General features: G+C 67.4%; 8 protein-coding genes. All 8 read left to right on the plus strand.

The window, feature by feature from the left end; genetic code table 11:
- The first annotated feature begins 8 nt into the window (after positions 1 to 8).
- Positions 9 to 3,422, plus strand: a complete 3,414-nt coding sequence (locus F2P46_RS16475) for a DUF4132 domain-containing protein (RefSeq protein WP_166891681.1) — start codon at positions 9 to 11, stop codon at positions 3,420 to 3,422.
- Positions 3,423 to 3,458: 36 nt separating this feature from the next.
- Positions 3,459 to 7,160 carry a WGR and DUF4132 domain-containing protein gene (locus F2P46_RS16480; RefSeq protein WP_166891683.1) on the plus strand — a complete coding sequence of 1,234 codons (3,702 nt, stop codon included), beginning with the start codon at positions 3,459 to 3,461 and terminating at the stop codon, positions 7,158 to 7,160.
- A gap of 37 nt (positions 7,161 to 7,197) precedes the next feature.
- Positions 7,198 to 10,962, plus strand: coding sequence for a WGR and DUF4132 domain-containing protein (locus F2P46_RS16485; RefSeq protein ID WP_166891686.1), 3,765 nt, complete (start codon positions 7,198 to 7,200; stop codon positions 10,960 to 10,962).
- A gap of 35 nt (positions 10,963 to 10,997) precedes the next feature.
- Positions 10,998 to 14,675: a DUF4132 domain-containing protein gene (locus F2P46_RS16490; RefSeq protein ID WP_166891688.1), complete on the plus strand. Its 3,678-nt coding sequence runs from the start codon at positions 10,998 to 11,000 to the stop codon at positions 14,673 to 14,675.
- 35 nt (positions 14,676 to 14,710) lie between these two features.
- A complete protein-coding gene (locus tag F2P46_RS16495; RefSeq protein WP_166891690.1) occupies positions 14,711 to 18,394 on the plus strand; it encodes a DUF4132 domain-containing protein in 3,684 nt (1,227 codons plus the stop codon).
- Entirely contained in the window at positions 18,391 to 20,346 is a 1,956-nt protein-coding gene (locus F2P46_RS16500; protein WP_166891692.1) for a DUF4132 domain-containing protein, read from the plus strand. Before F2P46_RS16495 ends, F2P46_RS16500 begins: the two co-directional genes overlap by 4 nt.
- A gap of 36 nt (positions 20,347 to 20,382) precedes the next feature.
- Positions 20,383 to 24,051: a DUF4132 domain-containing protein gene (locus F2P46_RS16505; protein WP_166891694.1), complete on the plus strand. Its 3,669-nt coding sequence runs from the start codon at positions 20,383 to 20,385 to the stop codon at positions 24,049 to 24,051.
- 70 nt (positions 24,052 to 24,121) lie between these two features.
- Positions 24,122 to 25,219: an AAA family ATPase gene (locus F2P46_RS16510; RefSeq protein WP_229477166.1), complete on the plus strand. Its 1,098-nt coding sequence runs from the start codon at positions 24,122 to 24,124 to the stop codon at positions 25,217 to 25,219.
- Position 25,220 lies beyond the last annotated feature (1 nt).

Consider the following 25,220-nt stretch of genomic DNA (forward strand, 5'->3'; position numbering starts at 1 on the left):
AATTTGAATTGAGCGATGACGTTTCGAACTCGGGCGACACCGCGCCCTGGCTCTCCTGCGGGCCGTTGGTCGATGTGCCGGCGGCGATGGCCGCAATCGCCCTTTCCTCGCGCCGTTTCCCTGGTGCGCCGCCGCGCACCGATGCCGATCAGGCGTGGAAGCTGTTCCTCAGCCATGCGCGCAACGAAAGCCCGCTGGACGTCGCCAGGTCCGACGCGCCGTTCCAGGATAGCGTGATCGAGGCCACCGGGCGCATTGCGCAGGGCGTGCGCGCTGGCACACCGATGTCCGACGCGATCCTGCTTGCGGTATCCACCTTGTTTTACGATAAGCTGGACGCATCGGAAGGCGCGCCCTTCGTCGATTTTCTGGTGGCGGAAAAAGGACTGCCCTACGCACTCGATGTGCTGCTGACCTGCCTGGAAAAGATGAGGATCAAGCGCACGTATACGGACGGCGTACTCACGTGGCACATCGCGGCCGACCGCGACTTGCAGTTTTCGCAGCATCCATTGTTGTTCTCCCCGACTGAACTGGCGCTGCGCGCTCACCTCAGTCACGCCGACCCGGCGCTCTGGGAGCAATGCGCGCAGACGCTGCGCGAGGCGGTGCCGCGCATGCCCGAACAGCGCCAGGCGCTGCTGGGCGCCCTGCTGCCGGACCTGCCCGACGTGTCGGACGCACTGGTGCGCGCACGCGGCTTCGTGCTGCGCTCGAACGACTCGTGGCTCAACACGACCGCCAGTGCATCCGTGCGCATGCAGGCGCTCGAATCGGGCAATCCGCACGAAGGCACGAATGGATTTTACGAGGTCCCCGCCGCCGTGGCGGCGGTGGTGCTGGAACTGGGGACCGAGGCCGTGGCGCTGCTGCGCAGCGGGGTCCAGATCGATCTCGCCGCCGAGGGCCTGACCTGGATCGGCACACCCGAAGCGGTGGAGATCCTGGCGTGCCGGGTGCTCGCGAGCGACAGCGGCAGGGCGCTCGAATTGCTCACCACGGCGGTACTGCGCTGGCCGTACGCCGCACTGGCCGCATTGGCCGAGTTGGTCGCACCGGAACGCTACATGCCGCTCACGCTGCGTGACCTCCTTGCCGGTCTGGTGGCGGCCCATCTCGACGCCCTGCCGGCATTCAAGCCATGGCTGTCGGAGAGCGCGGCGGCGCTGTTGGACACGATCATCGCCAGGATCGCCAGCGCCGGCGAGATCGCCGACGTCGCCGATCTGCCGCCGGTGCTGGTCAATCCGCCCTGGCTGAAAGCGCGCAAGAAGGCGAAGGCGCTGTCGCTGGAACCGCTCGCACTGGCGCCGGCCGCACACTGGAGCGACCAGGAACGCGAGCAGATGCGCCAGGAAGATCGCGACGGCGTCCCTACCGTTTTCAGCGATGTGTTCACGGTGCCGCGCGATGCCGCTCAAGCCGCCGCCGCAGGCGACATGGCAGGAGTGCTTGCGGTGTGGCAGGCGTATGCGAGGCCGGGCGACAGCGCCGTGGGAAGTTGCGTTCACGCCTTTATCGACCTGCCGGCGCCGTACAACGCGGCGGTGTGGAACGCGCTGGCCGGGCATAAGATCGAATCGCCCGGCTACGCGGTGGCCACGCTTGGCCTGCACGGCCTGCCCGGTTATGTCACGATGTGCGAACGGCGCCCGGGCGCAGACCTTGGCTACATGCGGCACATCGTCGCCGTCGAACTGGCCGCGCCCATGGCGCGCGCCTACGTGGTCCTGAAAGCGAAAGAAGTACGCGCCACCGCGCGCCGCTGGTTGCTGGCGTATCCCGAACACGCCGCCTGCGGCCTGATCGCGCCCGCTCTCGGCAAGCCGGGCGCCGGCTGCGACCAGGCGGCCGACGTCTTGCGCATGCTGGCGGCGGCTGGCCACGACGCCCTGCTGATGGCGGTGGCGGGGCGCTACCAGCAGGCGGCGGTAAGCGCCGCCCTGCGCGCGCTGCTGAACCAGGACCCGCTCGAGATGGTCCCGGCAAAAATCCCCGTCGCGCCCGCGTTCTGGCGAGTGGACACGTTTACCCGTCCGCGCCTTGCCAGCAACGGCAAGGCGCTGTCCGACCATGCGCTCGACCTGCTCGGCGACATGCTGCGTTTTCCCCAGGGCGTGCGGGTCTACGCCGGCATCACCCAGGTGCGGCAGGCCTGCACGCCGGCCTCGCTGGCCGCGTTTGCATGGGACCTGTTCAGCGCCTGGGAGCTCGATTTCGGCAACCCAAAGGAAAACTGGGCCTTTGCCGTCATCGGGGTGCTCGGCGACGACGACCTGGCGCGCAAGCTGGCGCCGATGATCCGGGACTGGCCCGGCGAAGGCTTGCATGCGCGGGCCGGATACGGCCTCGATGTGCTGGCCGCAATCGGCACCGAGACCCCCATGATGCTACTTTGCGCGATCGCGCAACGCGGCGGCACGGCGAGCCTGCGCGAAAAAGCGCGCGAGGCGATAACGCAGGTCGCGGCGGCGCGCAACATGACCGCCGACGAACTGGAAGACCGCCTGACGCCCGAACTCGGTCTCGACGAGCAAGGCGCCCTGCTGCTCGACTTCGGCCCGCGCCAGTTCCCGGTCGGCTTCGATGAAGCGCTCAGGCCATACGTACGCGACCAGGATGGCGCGCCGCTGGCCGACCTGCCCAAACCCAGGCAAGGCGACGACGCCGAACTGGCGCGCGCCGCCACGGAGCGCTACAAGACACTTAAGAAAGACGTGCGCGGCATCGCCTCGCACCAGGTGCAGCGGCTGGAGATGGCAATGTGCACGCAGCGGCGCTGGACGCCCGAGATCTTCCTGGCCTGCCTGGCCGGCCATGCGCTGGTGCGCCACCTGGTAAGGCGTCTTGTCTGGGGCGTGTATCGCGACGGCCGGCTGGAAAGCTGCTTCCGGGTCGGCCAGGATGGCGGCGTCACCGACGGCGCCGATGACGCGTACGTGCTGGCGCAAGGCGACGATATCCGCATCGGCATCGTACATGCGCTGCAGATGTCGGCCAGCGACACGGCGGCCTTCGGCCAGCTGTTTGGCGACTATGAGCTGGTGCAGCCGTTTCAGCAGATGGGCCGCGATACGTACGCGCTGAGCGCGGCCGAAATGGCATCGGGCCGTTTGCTGCGCTGGGACGACCTGGTGGTGCCGACCGGGCACCTGATCGGACTGACGAAGCGAAGCTGGCGGCGCGGCCGCACGCAAGAGCGCAGCTACGTGCGCGACGCCAGCAAGGCCATGGCGGGCGGCCTGCTGGCCGAACTGACCTTCGAACCGGGCTTCATGGCCGCAATGGTCGACCAGCATCCCGAACAAACCTTGAAGCAGGTGCTGCTCACCGGCCCCGGCAAGCAGCGTGCGCCGCTGGCGGCGCCCGATCCGGTCGCCGCCAGTGAACTGATACGCGACCTGCAACAACTGTGCGTCTGAAACGGCACCGGCAGAAATCCATTTTCCAGGACATTCATGATGCGGCGATTTGAATTAGACGATGGCGTTTCCAGTAAATTCTGGGAAGTCGGGCAAGCCGGTTGCGAACTGCATATCCGCTTCGGCAGGATCGGCACCGCAGGACAAAGCAAACCGAAAACCTTCGCGGACGAGGCCACGGCGGCCGCCGCGCTGGGCAAACTGGTGCGCGAAAAGACCGCCAAGGGCTATGTGGAGGCAGGCGCCGGGGCCGGCATCGCCGTGGTGGGCAATCCAGCTGCCGCGCCGGCAACGCCGGTTGCGGCCGGCGACATCGCCCCATGGCTCGCCTGCGGACCGGTGCTCGACCTGCCGGCCGGCCTGGCCGCGCTGGCCCTGCCCTCGCGTCAGGCACCCGGTCCGGCGCCGATTACCGACGCCGGCCGCGCCTGGGACATGTACCTGCAGGTCGCGCGCGCGTACGGCGACCCGGCCATGTCCATCTGCGACACGCATCTGCACGCTGGCCTGAACGAGGCCATGCAGCGCATCCGGCAAGGCACGCGCAGCGGCAGCATGCTGTCGGATACGATCATGTTCGCCATCGCCGCCCAGTTCTGGTCACCAAAAGAATTCAATGGCGCCTTTCCTTTCCTCGATTTTCTCGCGGCTGAAAAAGGACTGCCTTATGCGGTCGACGTGATGTTAACCGCCACGCAACAACTGAGCGCCAATTCAATACGCGCGAGCGCCGCCATGCCCAACGAGCGCTGGCAGGTGCGCGCAATCGGGCGCGATGAGACGCTGACCGATACGTACTACCGTATCAGGACAAAACGGGCGCTTCACCAGCACCTCGTTCACGCTAACGAGGAGACGTGGAATCAGTGCATGCAAACGATTGGTGAGCGTCTGGCGCGTTTGCCAGCAGCCTACCGCGTGAATCTGGCGCCCTTCCAACCCGACGCGCCACTTATCGCGCTGCGGCCCTTACCAGAGCAAGGAAACGAGACCTGCCGCCCTCCCGCGTCTCTTTCGCAGATGTACGCCACCCTTGCCAACGCCAGGGCACTGGTGATGGGCGCCGGTCGCGACACCGAGCTGTATCGTGACAGCGCGCTCACGGTCATGGCCACCTTGATCCGGGAACACGGCGCCGATGTCGCCACGCTGTTGCATGCCGCACCCACCATTGAGCTGGGCACCGAGGCGCTCACCTGGATCGGCACGCCGCTGGCCATCCACACGCTCGGGCGCGAACTGGTGGAGGCCAGCCGCGGATTTTTCCGCCAGCCCGCCGTCGACGCGCGCCAGCGCTTGCGCGAAGTCGTGCGGCGCTGGCCACTGGCGGCGATCGCGGGCCTGGCACAGCTGATCGCCACCGAGGAGCAGGTTCCGCATGCTGTCCACGAGATGCTGGCCACGCTGGCCTACGAACACCTCGCAGTTCTTCCCGCTTTCAGGCCGTGGATAACGGCGCAGGCGGCGGCGGTACTCGATGCGCTCAGCGCCAGCTTCACCGACGACACGCTTGCCGCCGATGCCGACCTGCCGCCGGTGCTGGCCAATCCACCCTGGCTGGCGCCGCGCAAAAAGGCGGTCGCGGCGATGTCGCTGGCGCCGCTGCCTCTGGCGAGCGTCGCGCACTGGAGCGACGAGGAATGCGAAGCGATGCGCATGGAAGAGCGCGAGACGCTGTTTACTTACGCCACCCGGGCCACGGCGCCAGCGCACAGCGCGGCGGCCATCGCTGCCGGCGACACCGCCGGCCTGATCGCCATGTGGCAGGAAGCGGCGCAAGACAACAAGTTCTTCGCGGCCTGCGTGCATCTCATCGCCGACCTGCCGGCTCCTTGCAACGCGGCGGTATGGAACGCCACGGCCGGGCACCCGATCAATTCGCCCGGCTACGCGGTGGCAACCCTGGGCCTGAGCGGCTTGCCGGCCCTGGTGACGATGTGCGAGCAGCGTCCTGGCGACGACCTGGTGTACGCCCGCCATATCGCCGCGGTCGAACTGGCGGCGCCTATCGCACGCGCCTATGCGACCCTGAAAACGAGAGCGGTGCGCGCCGCAGCCCGGCGCTGGCTGCTGGCGTACCCGGAACACACCGCCTGCGCGCTGATCGCGCCGGCCCTGGGCAAGGCGGGCAGCGTGCGCGAGCAAGCGGCCGACGTCTTGCGCATGCTCGCCGCCGCCGGCCACGACACCCTGCTGATGGAGGTCGCCGCGCGCTACCAGCAGCCTGCGGTCGGCGCCGCCCTGCGCGCGCTTCTCGACCAGGATCCGCTCGACCTGTATCCGGCAAAACTGGCAGTCGTACCGGATTTCTGGGCGCCGCGCAGCTGGCCCCGTCCGCGCCTGGCCAGCAATGGCAAGGCGCTGCCCGACGCCGCCATCGACGCCCTTGGCGCCATGCTGCGCTTTGCGCAAGGGGAGCGCGTATACGCCGGCCTGGCCCAGGTTCGCGCGGCATGCACGCCCGATTCGCTGGCCGCCTTTGCCTGGGATCTGTTCATCGCCTGGCAGAACGATGGCGGCAGCGCCCGCGAGAACTGGGCCTTCACCGCCCTGGGCGTGCTGGGCGACGACGACATCGCCAGGAAGCTCGGACCGCTGGTGCGCGAGTGGCCGGCCGACGCCCTGCATTCGCGCGCGGCATTCGGGGTCGACGTACTCGGCGCGATCGGCACCGATGTGGCCCTGCTGGAGTTGCGCGCCATTGTCAAGCGCTTCAATTCCGGAACGCTGAAAGAGAGCGCGCGCGCAAAAATCGCGCAGATTGCCGAGGCGCGCGGCATGAGCGCCGACGAACTGGAAGACCACCTCACGCCCGAACTGGGGTTGGACGAACAAGGCACGCTGCTGCTCGACTTTGGCGCGCGCCAGTTCCTCGTCGGCTTCGACGAAGCGCTGCGTCCTTATGTGCTCGACCCACACGGCGCGCACCTGGCCGACCTGCCCAAGCCGCGCCAGGACGACGACACCGAACTGGCGCGCGCGGCCACAGAGCGCTACAAGCAGCTCAAGAAAGATGCGCGCGCCATCGCCTCGCAGCAGGTGACGCGGCTGGAAATGGCGATGCGCGCGCGGCGTCGCTGGACGCCGGAAAATTTCATGACCTTCATGGCCGGCCATGCGCTGGTGCGCCACCTTGCGCAACGCGTGGTATGGGCCGCGTATCGCGACGAATGCGTCGAAGCGTGCTTCCGGCTCGCGTCCGACGGCTCCTTCGCCGATAGCGCCGACGACACATACGCGCTGCCACAGGACGACGGCATCCGCATCGGCATCCCCCACCCGCTCGACATGACGGCTGCCGACCTGGCGGCATTTACGCAGCTGTTGACCGACTATGAGCTGATGCAGCCGTTTTCCCAGCTCGATCGCGACACTTATGCACTTGCCGACGCCGAGATGACGTCGGACCGCTTGCTTCGCTGGGATGGCGTGCCGGCGGCGAGCGGCGGCATCCTGGGGCTGGGCAAGTGGGGCTGGCGGCGCGGCCGCACGCAAGAACGCAGCAACGTGCACGACTTCAGCAAGGCCATGGCCGACGGGCGGGTGGCGCTATTGAGCTTCGAGCCGGGCATCATGATCGCCGCAACCGAGGAACATCCTGAACAAATCCTCAGGCTGGTGCTGGTCGGAAGCAGCGACCAGCTCGGATATTATCCACGCGACCCGGTAGCGCTGGCGCAGCTCGACCCGGTCGACGCCAGTGAACTGATACGCGACATCGAACACTTGCGCGCCTGAGACGGCGCACGCGCACACCATCACAACAGGACTGAGAATGCGGCGATTTGAATTGAGCGACGGGACTTCGAATAAGTTTTGGGAAATCAGCCAGGACGGCAGCGACCTGACTGTTTGCTACGGCAAAATCGGCACCGGCGGCACAACCCAGTGCAAGAACCACGCCGATGCGACCAAAGCCGGCGCCGCGATGGACAAGCTGATACGCGAAAAAACGGGCAAGGGCTACGCCGAAGTCAACACCGGTGCGCCCGCCATCATCGCGGTCGCGGCAACGCCGAAGGCGGTCAAAGTGGTCAAGGTCGCCACGGCGCCCGCTCGCGCACCTGCCGCGCCGCCGCTATCGCAAGCGCCGTCGCCTGCGCCAACACCAGCGGGCGACAGCGCACCGTGGCTGGCAGCCGCCGCGTTGATCGACATGCCGGCCGCATTCGCGGCCCAGGCCTTGCCCTCGCGCCGCTTCCCCGGGCGCCAACCGAACCCCGACGCCAACGCCTGCTGGACGCTGTTCCTGTCGCTGGCGCGCGCCTACGTTCCGGCCGACCCCAAGCACTCGCATAAACAATACCGCGCCGCCGTAACCGAAGCGATGCAGCGGATCGAGCAAGACCTGCGCAGCGGCTCGGCGCTGTCGGACGCGGTCCTGCTGGCGCTGTCGACGCGCTTCGAAAGCACGCTGGCGCCGGCGCAAGGCGCGCCCTTCCTCGACTTCCTGGTCGCCGACAAGGGCCTTGCGTACGCCATCGGGGCGTTGCTGCGGATGGAGCGCATGAGTATCCGCGAGGAGCGCAACCGTTTTACTAATCATTGGTATATATCCGACGAGACCGACCTTTCGTACGGATCGTCGCGCGGCGGTTTCGGCGCGACCGAACTGGCATATCGCTCGCACCTGGCATGGGCGCCGGAAGACGTGTGGCAGCAGTGCGCGCAACTGCTGCGCGACGGCCTGCCCACCCTCTCGGTATTCCGCCAGCCGCTGTGCGCCCTGCTGCTGCCGGAGCAACCGGCCCTGTCGGACGCGCTGATCCTCACGCTGGCGCAGCATCCCTACAACCCGAGCGGGTGGCTGCGCCTGACCGCGCGCGATCCGGCCAGCCTGCAGGCGGTGCAGCCGTTCGAGCCAAAATATGACGAGTACGCGCACAACCTGTTTTACGACAACCCGTCCGTGGTGGCCGCAATGGTGCTCGAACATGGGGTCGACGCGGTCGCGCTGCTCGAGGATGCCGCCGGTGTCGATGCGGCGGGCGATGCGCTGGCATGCATCGGCACGCCGGAGGCGCTGCGCGCGTTGGCGAGGGTCTGCAACGTCACCAAAAAGTCGCTGAAGCGCCTGACGCTGGCGACCCAGCGCTGGCCGCTGGCCGCCCTGGCAGCCCTGTCGGAGCTGGTCTCGAGCGAGCCGGCCTTGCCGCCGGCCTTGCGCGCCACCCTCGCCAGCCTGGTGCTGGACCATGCCGACGCGCTGCCCGCGCTGACGCCCTGGGTATCCGCGCCGGCCGCCCGGCTACTGGCCGAGATGGCCGGCAAATTCGCGGCGTCGCTCGACAGCGCCGCTGCGGACGAACTGCCAGCGGTGCTGGCCAACCCGCCGTGGATGACACCACCCAAGCCGGCCCCGAAACCGCTGGTGCTGGCAGCGCTGCCGCTCGCGCCCTGCATGCGCTGGACCGAACAGCAGCGTCAGCGCCTGCTCGCCGACCAGCGCTACAACGCCTGGCCATACGACGCCGAGCGCTTCGACGGCCCGCAAGGCACGGCCGCCGCCATCGCGGCGGGCGATGTGGAGGCCGTGGTCGCGCTGTGGGAGCAATACGCCGACGAGAATCACGACATCGGTGGCTGCGTACATGCCATCGCCGACCTGCCCGCGCCGTTCAACGCGGCGGTGTGGACCGCCATGTCCGCGCACGAGATCAACTCGCCCGGCTACGCCTTCGCCACGCTGGGTGTAGAGAGCCTGCCGGCGCTGCTGCTCATGTGCGATCGCAATCCGGTCGACGAGCTACCGTATGCAATGTACTTCGGCGCCGTCGAACTGGCGCAGCTCATGGCGCGCATCTGCGCCAGCGGCAAGAACAAAGCCGTGCGCGCCATCGCGCGCGGCTGGCTGCTGGCCAATCCGGAGTACGCAGCCTGCGCCCTGATTGCGCCGGCGCTGGGCAAACCCGGCGCGGCGCGCACCGCCGCCGTCGGCCTCCTGCAACTGCTGGCGGCGCGCGGACACCGCGCGATCGTGCTCGAGACGGCAAGCCGCTACCAGCAGGATGCGGTCGACGCCGCCGTGATGGCCGTGCTTGATGAAGACCCGCTCGAGCGCCATCCGGCCAAGGTCGACCCCCTGCCGGCATTCTGGTTGCCGCGCAACTGGAGCCGTCCGCGCCTGGCGGGCAGCGGCAAGGTACTGCCCGACAGCGCACTCGATCCGCTCGGCGCCATGCTGCGCTTTCCGCAGGAAGACGGCGTCTACGCCGGACTGCACCTGGTGCGCGCGGCCTGCACGCAGGACTCGCTGGCCGATTTTGCGTGGGACCTGTTCCGCGCCTGGCTCGACGCCGGCGCCGACCCGAAAGAAAACTGGGCCTACGGCGCGCTGCGCGTGTTCGGCAACGACGACGTGGCGCGCAAGTTGACCCCGATGATCCGCGCCTGGCCTGGCGAAAGCCAGCATGCGCGCGCGGTCGCCGGGCTCGACGTGCTGGCCGCGATCGGCACCGACACCGCCCTCATGCTCCTCAATGGCATTGCGCAAAAGGTCAAGTTCAAGGGTTTGCAGGACAACGCGCGCGAAAAGATCGGCCAGATCGCCGAAGCGCGCAAGCTGACCACCGAAGAACTGGAAGACCGGCTCGCGCCCGACCTGGGCCTGGACGAACAAGGCACGCTGCTGCTCGACTTCGGGCCGCGCCGCTTCCTGGTCGGTTTCGACGAAGCGCTCAAGCCATTCGTGCGCGACGAGGATGGCGCGCGCCTGGCCGACCTGCCCAAGCCGAAAAAATCCGACGACGCCGAACTGGCCGGGGCGGCGGTCGAACGCTACAAGCTGCTCAAGAAGGATGCGCGCACGATCGCCGCCCAGCAGGTGGTACGGCTGGAAGTGGCCATGTGCGCCCAGCGCCGCTGGGAGCCGCAAGTGTTCCTCGACTTCCTGGTGCGCCATCCGCTGCTGCGCCACCTGGTGCAGCGGCTGGTGTGGGGCGTGTATGAAGTCGACACCGGCGCCAGTCACGGCGGACGCTTGCTCGCCTGCCTGCGCGTCGGCGCCGAAGGCGACATGACTGATGCCGCCGACGACGCACTCGCGCTGCCGCAAGGTGAGAACATCCGCATCGGCATCCCGCATGCGATCGACCTGCCGGCCGGCGACGCCGCCGCCTTTGCGCAGCTGTTCGCCGACTATGAGCTGATGCAGCCATTCGCCCAGATCGGGCGCGACACCTACGCGCTGAGCGGCGCGGAACTGGGCGCCACCGCGCTGATGCGCTGGAAAGACATGGTGGTGCCGACCGGGCGCATGCTGGGCATGGTCAACAAGGGATGGCGACGCGGCCGTCCGCTCGACGGTGGCAGCATCCTGGACTTTACCAAGACGCTCGGCGCCGGCCGCGTGGTCAACCTGCGCTTCGAACCCGGCATCGTCGCCGGCCTGGTGGACGAATTTCCTGAGCAGACCCTCGAGCAGCTCACTATCGGCTTGCCCGGCAGCTGGGGCGGCGTGGACGAACCGGAACCCTTGTCGACGCTCGATGCGATCGCCGCCAGTGAACTGATTCGCGACATGCAGGCGCTGTGCGCGTGAACCGTACGGTGGCGCTTGAACTTTGTGGAGACAGAATGCGGCGATTTGAATTGAGCGATGGGACGTCCGACAAATTCTGGCAGATAGGCCAGGACGACCGAGACGTCAACGTCTGCTACGGCAGGATCGGCAGCGCCGGCACCAGCCAGACCAAGCAACACGCCGATGCAGGCAAAGCGGCGGCGGCGATGGAAAAACTCATTCGCGAAAAGACCGCCAAGGGTTACGCCGAAACCACTCCGGGCGCGCGCCCGACGCCGGAGCCGGTTGCCCTGGCCGCAGCGCTGCCGGCCGCACCGCCACCAACGGGCGCGGTGGCGCCATGGCTGGCCGTCGCCCCGCTGATCGACCTGCCGCGCACCCTCGCGACCAGGGCCATGGCCTCGCGCCGCTTTCCCGGTGCACCGCCAAACGCAGACGCGGCGGCCTGCTGGACGCTGTTCGCCTCGCGCGTGCAGCGCTATGCCGACGTCGACCCAGACAACTCACCCACAAGCTTCCAGGACGCCGTGCGCGAGGCCGTCGCCCGCATCAGCGGCAATGTGCGCAGCGGCTCCGCCGCATCCGACCTGGTGCTGCTGGCTATCTCCACCCTGGTCGAAGACAAGCTGGCGGCGTCGGATGGCGCGCCGTTCCTCGACTTCCTGGTGGCCGACAAAGGCTTGCCGTATGCGCTGCAGGTATTGATCGACATGGAACGCGTGAGTATCGAAGAGCGCAATAACCAGTACGGCATGTGCTGGTACATGTGCGAACAAGGCATTGGCTCGTATTCACCATCGAATGACGACTTCGGGTCGACCGAGCTGGCAATGCGCGCGCACCTGGCGCACGCGCCGCAGAAGGTATGGGAGCAGTGCGTCGGCATGATCCGCGCGGCGCTGCCGACATTGCCCGTGCGCCGCCAGCCGCTGTTCGGCGTGCTGCTGCCCGACCTTCCCGACCTGTCGGACGCGCTGGCCCTCGCGCTCGCGCAGCAGGAAGTCGACACGGCCGCCTGGCTGCGCCTGAGCGCGAACGCGCCGGCAGCCTTGCAGGCGCTCGATCCGTTCGTGCCTTCCACCGGCACCTATGCGGTTCACTTCTTTTACAACCTTCCCGCCGCCGTGGCCACCTTGGTGCAGGAGCGCGGCGTCAAGGCGGTCGACTTGCTGAGGGACGGCGCCGGCATCGATGCGACCGGCGAGGCGCTGGCCCATATCAGCACGCCCGACGCGCTGCGTGCCCTGGCGCTGGCCTGCGAGGCGAGCAAGAAGTCGCTCAAGCGCCTGGCGACGGCGGCGAAGCGCTGGCCTTATGCGGCGCTGGCCGCCCTGTCCGAGCTGGCCGCCGCGAAGCAGGCGCCGGCCGCCGCCAGCGCGGTGCTGGCCGACCTGGTGCTGGACCATGCGGAAGCGGTCGTCGCCGTCAAGCCCTGGCTTTCGCCGCCGGCGGCCTTGCTGCTCGATCTCGTTGGCGCGCGCGTCGCCGCCCCGGCCGACCTGGCCGACCTGGCCGAGCTGCCGGCGGTACTGACAAGTCCACCGTGGCTGGTGCCGCCCAAGCCGCACGCCAACGTATTCACGCTCGCGCCGCTGGAGCTGGCGCCGCTGGTACGCTGGACCGAGGACGAGCGCGAGGATCTGCTCAAGCAAAAGCGCTACAACGCCTGGCCGTACAACTGGAAACGCTATCCCGGCCCCGCCGACGCGGCTGCAGCCATCGCGGCAGGAGATGTGGCCCGAGTCGTCGCCCTGTGGGAAGCCTATTCGATCGGCGGCTACGAAATCGGAGGCTGCGTGCATGCGATTGCCGACATGCCGGCGCCGTTCAACGCGGCCGTGTGGGCCGCCATGTCCAAATACGAGATCAACTCGCCCGGCTACGCCATTGCCACGTTGGGCCTGGCCGGCCTGCCGGCGCTGGTCGGCATGTGCGAGCGGCGGCCGGCCGACGAACTGCCGTACGCCGGCTACTTCGGCGCGGTCGCACTGGCGGCGCCGGTTGCGCGCGCCTACGCGACCCTTAAAAGCAAAACGGCGCGCGAGCTGGCGCGCACATGGCTGCTGGCCAATCCGGAGCACGCCGCCTGCGGCCTGATTGCGCCGGCCCTCGGCAAAGCCGGCGGCGCACGCGACGCCGCTGCACGCGCCCTGCGCCTGCTGGCCGACGGCGGCCACGAAGCTGTGCTGGCCGATGTGGCCAGCCGCTACCAGCGCGGTGACGTCGGCGCGGCCTTGCGCGCCCTGCTCGACGAAGATCCGCTCGACCGCCTGCCCGCCAAAATCGGCCCGCTGCCGGCCTTCTGGATGCCACGCAACTGGACCCGTCCACGCCTGACCTGCAACGGCAAGGCCTTGCCCGACGCCGCGCTTGACCCCATCGGCGTGATGCTGCGCTTTCCGCAGACCGACGGGGTGTACCCCGGCATCGAGCACTTGCGGCAAGCCTGCACGAGCGCCTCGCTGGCCGATTTTGCCTGGGACCTGTTCACCGCGTGGACTGACGCCGGCGCCGACGCCAAAGAGAATTGGGCGTTCAGCGCCCTGCGCCTGTTCGGCAACGACGACATTGCGCGCAAGCTCACGCCGCTGATCCGCGCCTGGCCGGGCCAGAGCCAGCACCAGCGCGCCATTCTCGGCCTCGATATTCTCTGCGAAATCGGTACCGACACCGCGCTGATGCTGCTCAACGGGATCGCCCAAAAGGTCAAGTTCAAGGCCCTGCAGGACAACGCACGCGAGAAGATCGGCCAGATCGCCGAGGCCCGCAAGCTGGGCATCGACGAACTGGAAGACCGCCTCGCGCCCGACCTGGGCCTGGACGATGACGGCGCCTTGCTGCTCGACTTCGGCCCACGCCAGTTCCGCGTCGACTTCGACGAAACGCTTAAACCGTATGTACGCGACGCCGACGGCGCGCGCTTGGCCGACCTGCCCAAGCCGAAGAAAACCGATGACGCCGCATTGTCCGGCGCGGCGCAAGAGCGCTTCAAGCTGCTCAAGAAGGATGCGCGCACCATCGCCGCGCAGCAGGTGCTGCGCCTGGAGCAGGCGATGTGCACGCAGCGGCGCTGGCAGCCGCAGGTCTTCTTCACATTCCTCGCGGGCCATTCGCTGGTGCGCCATCTGGTGCAGCGGCTGGTGTGGGGCGTGTACGCGGCGGGTCCGGACGAGCGCCTGCTCGGGTGCTTCCGTGTCGGCCCCGATGGCGCGCTGACCAGCGCCGCCGACGAAGCATTCGACCTGCCGCAGGATGCAATGATCGGCATTCCGCATGCGCTCGACCTGCCGGCCGCCGAGGCAGGCGCGTTCAGCCAGCTGTTTTCCGACTACGAACTACTGCAACCGTTTGCCCAGATCGGGCGCGACACGTACACCCTCACCGAGGCGGAAGCGGGCGCGCTCGCGTTGACGCGCTGGGACGCGATGAAGGCGCCAACGGGACGCGTGCTTGGCCTGACAAGCAAAGGCTGGCGTCGCGGCGACCCGCAGGACGGCGGCTGGATCGGCGAGTTTTACAAACCACTCGGCGATGGCCGCCTGCTGGAACTGCACCTCGATCCCGGCCTGATCGTCGGCATGCCGGAGCATGATCCGGAACAGCGCTTGAAGGAAGTGCGTGTCACGCACGGCCAGGCAGTCAACGGCAAAGCGGCTTGTTACCCCTTGTCGACGCTGGGCTCCATCGTCGCCAGTGAACTGATACGCGACATGCAGGAATTGTGCGCCTGAGCGGCGCGACCACACTTTTACATTCAGGAAGAACGATGCGGCGATTTGAATTGAGCGATGGCGTTTCCAGTAAATTCTGGGAAGTGAGCCAGGAAAACGGCGACGTCACGGTCTGCTTCGGCAAGATCGGCACGGCGGGCAAGGTCCAGACCAAGAACCATCCTGATGCCGCCACAGCCGGCGCGGCGATGGCTAAATTGATACGCGAAAAAACCGGCAAGGGCTATGCCGAAACCTCGACCGGCGCGCCAGTGGCGGCGGTGCCAGTGCTAATGGCACTGCCACTGGCGGCTGCACCTGCGCCCGGGTCGGAAATGGCGCCCTGGCTGGCCGTCTCGCCGTTGATCGACATGCCGGCCACGGTGATGGCGCTGGCCCTGCCCTCACGCCGCTTTCCGGGCGCCGCGCGGGCAATCGACGCTGGCGCCAGCTGGAACCTATTCCTGGCGTACGCGCGAAAATGCGCTCCGCTCAGTCCCGCGCTCTCCTCATCCGGCTGGCGCCCGGCGATGGAGGAAGCGGCGCAGCGCATCGAACACGGGCAGCGCGATGGTTCCGCCGCCTCGAACATCGTCCTGCTGGCGCTATCGAGCACCTTCGACGACCTGCTGGCGCCGTCCGATGGCGTGCCCTTCATCGACTTTTTGGTGGCCCGCGAAGGCGTCGCGCACGCCCTCGACGCCATGCTGCAAATGGAACGCATCAGCGTGCGCCAGCAGGGCCTGCGCAACCCCGGCATCTGCATCGACGACAATGCCGAGCAATGGTTTGCGCCGACCGAAAACGTGTTCGGCAAAACCGAACTGGCGCTGCGCGCCCACCTGGCCCGTGCGCCACAGGATGTGTGGGACGCCTGCGTGCAGCGTGTCCATGATGCCCTGCCCTCGCTCGCCGAGCACCGGCGGGCGCTGTTCGGCGTGCTGCTGCCCGATGCCGTGGGCCTGTCGGAGGCCATCGTCGCCGCCGCCGGTCCCCACTACCCGACTTCGATGGCGTGGTTGCGCCTGACGGTGCGCAACGCCGCCAGCATGCGCGCGCTCGATACGATCAAGGCGTGCGACGACTTCTACCTGTTCACGTGGTACGACAAGCCGGAGATGATTGCGACCGCGATCCAGGACCGTGGCGCCGACGCGGTGGCCGCGCTGCGCGACGGGGCCGGCGTCGACCTCGCCGCTGACGCCATCGCCAGCATCGGCACGCCGGAAGCGATCCGCGCACTGACGTCGATCACCACAAAAAAGGCGATCAAGCGCCTGACGTCGGCGTCGGCGCGCTGGCCGCTGGCCGCCATCGCCGGCCTGGCCGAATTGATCGCCACCGACAAGCGCGCCCCCGGCGCCGCGCGCTCGGTGCTGGCCGTACTGGTTCCGCAACACCTGGCTGCATTGCCCGCGTTGACGCCATGGCTGTCGGCAGCGGCGGTCAAGGTGCTGGACGGCCTTGCCGGGCGCCTGGAAGCGCCCGCCGACACGGCTGACACCAGCGACTTGCCCTCGGTGCTGGCCAACCCGCCGTGGCTGGCGCGCGCGAAAAGCGCAAGCAAGGCACTGCTGCTCGCGCCACTGCCGCTGGCACCGGTCGAACGCTGGAGCGACGCCGAACGCCAGCGCGTGCTGCGCGAACGGCGCCTCATTATCTATACATACGGGGGAACAGGATTCACAACGCCGAACGACGCCAGCGCGATCGCCGCCGGCGATGTGGCGGGCGTGGTGGCGCGTTGGGAAGCTTACCGGCAAACCGGTCACGATATGGCAAACAGCGTACATGCCATCGCAAAGCTGCCGCCGCCGTTTAATGCAGCCGTGTGGAGCGCCATGGCGAAGTACGATATCAACTCGCCCGGCCACGCCATCGGCAGCATGGGGATCGACGCCCTTGGCGGCCTGGTGGTGATGTGCGAGCGCCGCCCTGCCGAGGAATTGAAGTATGCGATGTACTTCGGCGCTGTCGAACTGGCGGCGCCGGTGGCGCGCGCGCTGGCGGTGCTCAAGTCCAAACCGGCGCGCGACATCGCGCGCAACTGGCTGCTGGCCAATCCGGAGCATGCCGCCTGCGGCCTGATCGCCCCGGCACTCGGCAAGGCCGGCGCCGCGCGCGACGCCGCCGCCAGCGCACTGCGCCTGCTGGCAGCGCACGGCCACGAAGCCATATTGGTCGGGGTGGCCGGCCGCTACGACCAGGAGGCCGTCAACGCCGCCATGCGCGCCATGCTGCACGAAGATCCGCTCGACCGCTTCCCGTCCAACATCGCCGCTCTGCCGGCGTTCTGGATGCCGCGCAGCTGGGCGCGCCCGCACCTGGCCGCCAACGGCAAGCCACTTCCCGACGAGGTGCTCGACCTGATCGGCGTCATGCTGCGCTTTCCCCAGGCCGATGGTGTCTATACCGGTATTGATCAAGTGCGGCAAGCGTGCACGCCGGACTCCCTGAGCCGGTTCGCGTGGGATTTGTTCAGCGCCTGGGCCGACGCCGGTGGCGACGCCAAAAACAACTGGGCCTTCACGGCCTTGGGCCTGTTCGGCGGCGACGATTGCGCGCGCAAGCTCACGCCGCTGATCCGCGCCTGGCCGGGCGAAAGCCAGAACGCGCGGGCCATTGCCGGTCTCGATGTCCTGGCGGCGATCGGCACCGACCTGGCCTTGATGCTGCTCAATGGGATTGCGCAGAAGGTCAAGTTCAAGGCGCTTCAGGAAAACGCCCGCGACAAGATCGGCCAGATCGCCGAAGCGCGCAATCTCAGCACCGATGAACTGGAAGACCGGCTGACGCCCGACCTGGGCCTCGATGACGACGGCGCCCTGCTGCTCGATTTTGGCCCGCGCCAGTTCCGCGTCGGCTTCGACGAAGCGCTCAAGCCCTGCGTGCGTGACGCGAGCGGCATGCGCCTGGCGGACCTGCCCAAGCCGAACAAGAGCGACGACGCCGCCCTGTCGGCGGCGGCGACCGAGCGTTTCAAGAGGCTCAAGAAGGATGCGCGCAGCATCGCCGAACAGCAGTTGATGCGCCTGGAGGTGGCCATGTGTTCGCAGCGACGCTGGGAGCCGGTCGTCTTCCAATGCTTCCTGGCCGGACACCCGCTGCTGCGCCATCTGGTGCAGCGGCTGGTGTGGGGCGCTTATGACATGGAACCGGGCGCCAGCCACGGTGGCCGTTTGCGGGGCAGCTTCCGGGTCGGCCCGGACAGCGAATGGACCGACGCCGCCGACGACACCTGGCAACTGCCGCAGGGCGAGAACATCCGCATCGGCATTCCGCATGCGCTCGACCTGCCGGCGCAGGATGCAGCCGCCTTCGGCCAGCTACTGGCCGACTACGAGCTGGTGCAACCGTTTGCGCAGCTCGGACGCGACACCTACGCGCTGACCAGCGAAGAATTGGCCGCGAGCGCGCTCACACGCTGGGAAGGTATCGTGGTGCCTGTCGGGCGCCTTCTGGGCCTGGCGCACAAGGGATGGAACCGTGGCGATGCGCAGGATGCCGGCTTCGTCTTCGACTTCTGCCGGCAGCTGGGCGACACTCGCATGGTGGAACTGCATTTTGGCCCGGGCCTGATGCTCGGTTCGATCATGGATTCGGATGACCAGGTCATTGAGCAGATCAGCGTTGGCCGTCGCAGCGCCTGGGGCGGCGTCGAGAAGGCCCAGCCGCTATCGACGTTAAGCGCCATCGCCGCCAGTGAACTGATTCGCGACATGGAGGCGCTGTGCACATGACCGTCACTCCGAGCTTAGCCGCCGCTGAGCCGATCGACCTGCCCGCAGTACTGGTGAGCCCACCGTGGATGATGCCGCGCACGGCGCTAGCCAGGCCGCTGCCACTCGCGCGACTGGCCCATCCCCTGGATGTACAACGCCAGCCTGTGACGAAGAAAATGCAGATTCCCAAGCGCCGGCCATCGGCGGTACGCGTCGTCAGACCAAGCAATGAAGACCTTATCAACGCCGGGGACGCGGCGCTGGCGGCACGCATCTACGCCAACGGCAAGGCCGACCACGACATGGCGCAGCGCTGGCTGCTGGCCAACCCGGAACGCGCCGCGTACGCGCTAATCGCGCCCGCCCTTGGCAAGGCCGGGAAGGCGCACGATAACGCCGCCAGGGCGCTGCGCATGCTCGCCGCCAGCGGCCACGCCGCCTTGCTGATGAATGTGGCGGGCCGTTACGCAGACGACGCGGTGAGCGCGGCCCTGGATGCCATGCTGAAGGAAGACCCGTTCGAACGCTTTTTCGGCACGATCGCAGCGCTGCCCGGATTCTGGAAAAAGCGCGGTCCGGCCCGCCCGTGCCTGGCAAGTAACGGCAAGGCTCTGCCGGATGAAGCGCTCGACCGGCTCGGCATCATGTTGCGGTTTCCGCGCTCGGACGGCGTCTACCCAGGCATCGTCCAGGTGCGGCAAGCCTGCACACCGGCGTCGCTGGCCGATTTCGCCTGGGACTTGTTCGACGCATGGCTGCGCGCCGGCGGCGACATCAAGGATAACTGGGCCTTTACTGCCTTGGGCATCCTCGGCAACGACGCCGTGGCGCGCAAACTGACACCGCTGATCCGGACCTGGCCGGGCCAGAACCAGCACGGGCGCGCGGCGATCGGCGTGGGCCTGTTAGCCGCAATCGGCACCGACACCGCGCTGATGCTCCTCAACGGGATTGCGCAGAAGGTCCGATTCAAGGCGCTGCAGGACAAGGCGCGCGAACAAATAATACAGGTCGCCACAGCGCGCCGGCTCACCGCCGACGAGCTGGAAGACCGAATCGCGCCCGACCTGGGACTCGATGAGCAGGGCACCCTGCTGCTGGACTTCGGTGCGCGCCAGTTCCGCGTCGGCTTTGACGAAGCTCTCAAGCCGTACGTACTGGACGCGGGCGGCACGCGCCTGCCGGCCCTGCCCAAGCCAAACCGAAAAGACAAGGCGGCGTTGGCCAGGGCGGCGCAAGCGCGCTTCAAGGTACTCAAGCACGATGCCCGCACCATCGCCGCGCAGCAGGTCACGCGGCTCGAGTTGGCAATGTGCGCGCGGCGGCGCTGGCAGCCGGACGTATTCGTGCGCCTGTTGGCCTGCCATCCGCTGGTGCGCCATCTGGTGCGGCGGCTGGTACTGGGCGTGTACGAACTCGAACCGGGCGCCAGCGATGGCGGGCGTCTTCTCGCGTGCTTTCGGGTCGGACCGGATGGCGCCACAACCACCGCCGACGACGATGAATTCATGCCACCTGCGTGCAGCAATCTCCACATCGGCATTCCGCATGCGCTCGAGCTGCCGCCGGTGGATGCGGCGGCCTTCGGCCAACTGTTTACCGACTACGAGCTGCTGCAGCCGTTTGCCCAGATCGGGCGCGCTACCTATACCTTGAGCAAAAAGGAAGCCTCGGCCACATCGCTGCTGCGCTGGCAAGGGGTGGTGGTGCCGACCGGGCGTGTGCTTGGATTGGCCAACAAGGGATGGCGCCGTGGCGCGGCGCAGGATGGCGGCAGCATTGTCACCTTCAACAAGCCGCTCGCCGACGGCCGGGTGGCCGAGCTGCGCATCACACCCGGTATCATCGCGGGCTTGGTTAACGAATTTCCGCAGCAGACCTTGCAGAAGGTCGTCGTCGGCGCCCTTGCCACGCGCGATCCGATCGCCGCCAGTGAACTGATCCGCGACCTGGAAAACCTGCGCGCCTGATGCGGCGGCACCCCTGATAACAACAATGACGAGAACATGCGACGATTTGAATTGAACGACAGCGTCTCCAGCAAATTTTGGGAAGTCACGCAAGATGGCAGCGATGTCACGGTTTGCTTCGGCAAGATCGGCAGCGCCGGCAAGGCGCAAACCAAAAACCATTCCGACGCAGCCGCCGCGCATGCGGCGATGAATAAACTGATACGCGAGAAGACCGCCAAGGGCTACGTCGAAACCGGCGCCGGGAGCGATGCGCAAGCAGTTCCGCCCGAGCCAGCGCCCTCGGTGGCGCCTTCGCCTGAAGTGCCAGTCGCGCCAGCGGCCGGCATCGCGCCATGGCTTGCCGTGTCGCCCTTGATCGACGTGCCGCCCGCATTGATGGCGCTGGCCCTGCCGACGCGCCAGTTTCCTGGAACGCCACCGGTTGTCGATGCCGACAAGAGCTGGACACTATTCCTGAAACGCGCGCGCGAGGTGCGAGGCGTCGAGGCAAAATACTCCGGCGCATCGTGGAAGACGGCAATCGATGAAGCGACAAGCCGTATCAAACAGGGTTTGCGCAGCGGTTCAGCGGCCTCCGATATGGTGATGCTGGCTGTGTCGACCGTTTTCGACAAGACCAACGCTGTCGCCACAGACACCAGCTTCCTCGACTTCCTGGTTGCGGAAAAAGGACTTCCGTACGCTCTGGGCATCCTGATCGATCTGCAAAAAGCCAACGTCGACCGGCGTTATGCATACGAGCAGCGGGTCTGCATTGACGACATCGACACTGACTGGTTTGATGGATCGCATGGCGCATACACGAACGTCGAACTGGCGCTGCGCACCCATCTCGTTCACGCACCGCAGGACGTGTGGCTGGCATGCGTAGAGATGGTGCGCGAAAACCTGGACGCTATTCCGCGCAATCGGCAACCCTTGTTCGGCGTGCTCCTGCCGGACGCTCCCGAGCTGTCCGACGCCCTGGTCCAGGGCGGCGGCTATCTGCATGACATGACGGGCTGGTTGCGCATGAGCGTGCGCGACCCCGAAAGCCTGGCCCTGCTCGACAGCGTCAGGGATGCGTATTATCTCTTTTACGACAAACCAGCGTTCGTCGCCACCGCCATCAGGGACCGTGGCGTCGATGCCGTTGCAGTGCTCAAACACGGCGTCACCGAGAAGATCACTGCCGATGCACTTGCCTGCATCGGTACGCCCGACGCAATCGGCGCACTGGCGCTGGCATGCGGCATGCGCAACGGCAGCCCCTCGCGCCTGGAAGCGGCGGTCAGGCGCTGGCCGTGGGCCGCCATCGCCGGCTTGAGCGAACTGCTAGGGCACGACAAGCAAGCCCCGGATGTTGCGCGTGCGACCCTGACCCGGCTGGTACCCGATCACATCGCCACACTGCCGTCGTTGCGCCCCTGGCTCTCGCCCGCCGCGCTCAAGGTACTGGACGATATGGCTGCGCGTTTCTGCGCCCCGGGCGAGATGGCCGCCAGCGCCGACCTGCCTCCGGTGCTGCAAAACCCGCCATGGACGGCGCCGCGCCAAGCGCGACCCAAGGCGCTCGATCTGGCGCCCTTGCCGCTGGCAGCGGTCGAACGCTGGAGCGCCGCCGAGCGCCAGTTTGTCCTCAACGAGAAACGCCACAAATACAATCCATATGAACAGACCACCTTTGTCACACCCGCCGACCTGATCGCGGCTGGCGATGTCGACGCGGTCGTCGCGCTGTGGAAAACGCGCCAGAACCCACGCATGAACCTTCACGCCGAGGTGCGGCTGATCGCCGATCTGCCGCCGCCCTTCAACAAGGCTGTATGGGCGGCGTTGGCGAAGCACGAGTTCAATTCCCCCGGATATGCGATCGCCACGCTCGGCATCGATTGCCTGCCCGGCCTGGTCACCATGTGTGAACTGCGGCCGGAAGAAGACTTGTGCTACGCGCTGCATTTCGGCGCCGTGGAGCTGGCGTTCCCGGTCGCGCATGCAATGGCAACGCTGAAAAACAAGCCTGCGCGCGCCATCGCGCGCCGCTGGCTGCTGGCCAACCCGGAACACAGCGCCTGTGGCCTGCTCGCACCCGCTCTTGGCAAGGCCGGCAAAACACGCGACGCCGCAGCGGCCGCCCTGCGCCTGCTTGCCACAAATGGCCACGGCGACGTATTGAAGGACGTCGCGCGCCGTTACGGCGTGGCCGCTGTCGACAGCGCGGTGCAAGCCATGCTCGATGAAGATCCGCTGGACCTTCACCCCGCCAGGATCCCCACCCTGCCAAGCCTGTGGACACCGCGCAGCTGGCACCGTCCGCGCCTGCGCGGCAACGGCAAGCCATTGTCCGACGAGGCGCTCGGCCTGATCGGCATCATGCTGCAATTCCCGCGCGGCGAGGGCGTGTATGCCGGGCTCGAACAGGTGCGGCGAGCCTGCACGCCGGCGTCGCTGGACGCCTTTGCATGGGACCTGTTCCGCGCCTGGCACGACCTTGGCGGCGACCCGTCCGAAAAATGGGCGTTTACCGCCCTCGGCGTTTTCGGCAACGACAACAGCGCGCGCAAGCTCACACCGCTGATTCGCGCATGGCCGGGCGAAAGCCTGCACGCGCGCGCCGTGACCGGACTCGATGTGTTGGCCGGCATCGGGACCGACCTGGCGCTGATGCTCTTGAACGGCGTTGCGCTCAAGCTCAAGTTCAAGGCCCTGCAGGACAGCGCGCGCGAAAAGATCAAGCAGATCGCCGACGCGCGCGGCCTGACGCCGGAGGAACTGGAAGACCGCCTGGCGCCCACGCTGGGACTGGACGACCAAGGCTCGCTGCTGCTCGATTTCGGTCCACGCCAGTTCCGCGTCGGCTTCGACGAAGCACTGAAACCGTATGTACGCGACGCCGGCGGCGCGCGCCTGGCCGACCTGCCAAAACCGAACAAGAGCGACGATGCAGGCCTGGCGGCGAGCGCTGTCGACACCTACAAACTGCTCAAGAAAGATGCCCGCACCATCGCCACGCAGCAGGTAAAACGGCTGGAGGTGGCGATGTGCACGCGCCGCCGCTGGGACGGCGACGCCTTTCTCGCACTGCTGGCCAGGCATCCGCTGGTGCGGCACCTGGTGCAGCGCCTGGTATGGGGCGTCTACCAAACCGATTCGTCGGGCGGCGCTCGCTTGGCCGGCTGCTTCCGGGTCGGCCCCGACGGCGCGCTGACCGACGCCGCCGACGACAACTACATACTGCCGGCCGGCGCGCGCGTCGGCATCGTGCATGCGCTCGAACTCCCGGCCAGCGATGCGGATGCATTCGGCAAGCTGTTCGCCGACTACGAACTGCTGCAGCCCTTCCCCCAGATCGGCCGCGAGACGTATGCCTTGACGCAGGACGAACTGGCTGCCGATGAACTGCTGCGCTGGGTGCACCTGGAAATGCCGGCCGACCGCCTGATGGGCTTGACGAACAAAGGCTGGCACCGGGGAAAAGCGCGCGACGCAGGGGGCATCTGGGCCTACAACAAGGATATCGGCGCGGGACGGACCGTGGAGCTGGGGATCTATCCGGGCCTGGACGTGAATAACCTCAACGACTACTCGGAACAGACCTTACAGGCGGTCAAGGTCGGCAGCATGAACCCATGGGGCGACATCGGCACGCCGCAGCCGCTGTCGGTGCTCGATCCGATTGCCGCCAGTGAGCTGATTCGCGATCTCGAATTTTTGCGCGCATGAGAAAAGACGTTATCATCTCGGCAAATCCAAAAACGGCGCACGACAACCATCCATGAGTCGGACCACAGCAATGAGCAAAACCAAAACCGCAGCGATGCAGCGCCCACCGGCCGAAATCCAGTACGCGGGCGAGCTGGCCAAACTGGCCAAGTCCGACAAGGCGCCGCGCCCGCCCGGCTGGGCCCTGAGCCTGAACGCGGCGCGCGCTTTCATCAGCGGCGACGAGGCCCTCGGCATCGAACGCAAGGTGGTGGCGCCGGTCGCCGCCATCGAGCGCATGCTGGTGACGCTGGCCACCGGGCGCGGATTGATGCTGGTCGGCGAACCGGGTACCGCCAAGTCCATGCTGTCGGAGTTGCTGGCCGCCGCCGTATGCGGGCAGTCGACCCTGACCATCCAGGGCGGCGCCTCGATCACCGAAGACCAGATCAAGTATTCGTGGAACTACGCGCTCCTGATCAACGAAGGACCGAGCCCGCGCGCGCTGGTCCCGGCGCCGCTGTACCACGGCATGCGCGACGGCCTGATCGTGCGCTTCGAAGAAATCACGCGCGCCCCGCTGGAGGTGCAGGATTGCCTGCTCGGCATGCTGTCGGACCGGGTCATGGCGGTGCCCGAACTGGAAAACGAGCACGCCATGCTGTACGCGCGCGAAGGCTTTAACATCATCGCCACCGCCAATACGCGCGACCGCGGCGTCAACGAAATGAGCGCCGCGCTCAAACGTCGCTTCGACTTCGAGACCGTGTTCCCGATCCTCGACTTCGGGCACGAACTGGCGTTGGTGGAGCAGGCGTCGGCCCGCCTGCTGGAACGCAGCGGCATTCCGCATCGCGTGCCTGGCCCGATCCTCGACCTGCTGGTGTCGACCTTCCGTGACCTGCGTTCCGGTGGCGGCAAGGGCGCGCCGGACGGTATGGACAAGCTGGCGGCGGTCATGTCGACCGCCGAAGCGGTCAACGTGGCGCATGCGGTCGGCGTGCGCGCCTGGTTCCTGGAACAGCGCGCCGGCAACGCGGCCGACCTGGTCGACTGCATCGCCGGCACCGTGGTCAAGGATAATCCGGACGACCGCGCCAAGCTTCGCCGCTACTTCGAGCAGCGCGTCGCGCGCCGCGAGGGCGATCACTGGCGCGACTACTTCAACGCGCGCCACCGCCTGCCGTGAC

Origin of the sequence: Massilia sp. CCM 8734, assembly GCF_011682155.1 — a bacterium.
In the GTDB taxonomy this organism is placed as follows: Bacteria; Pseudomonadota; Gammaproteobacteria; order Burkholderiales; family Burkholderiaceae_D; genus Telluria_A; species Telluria_A rubra.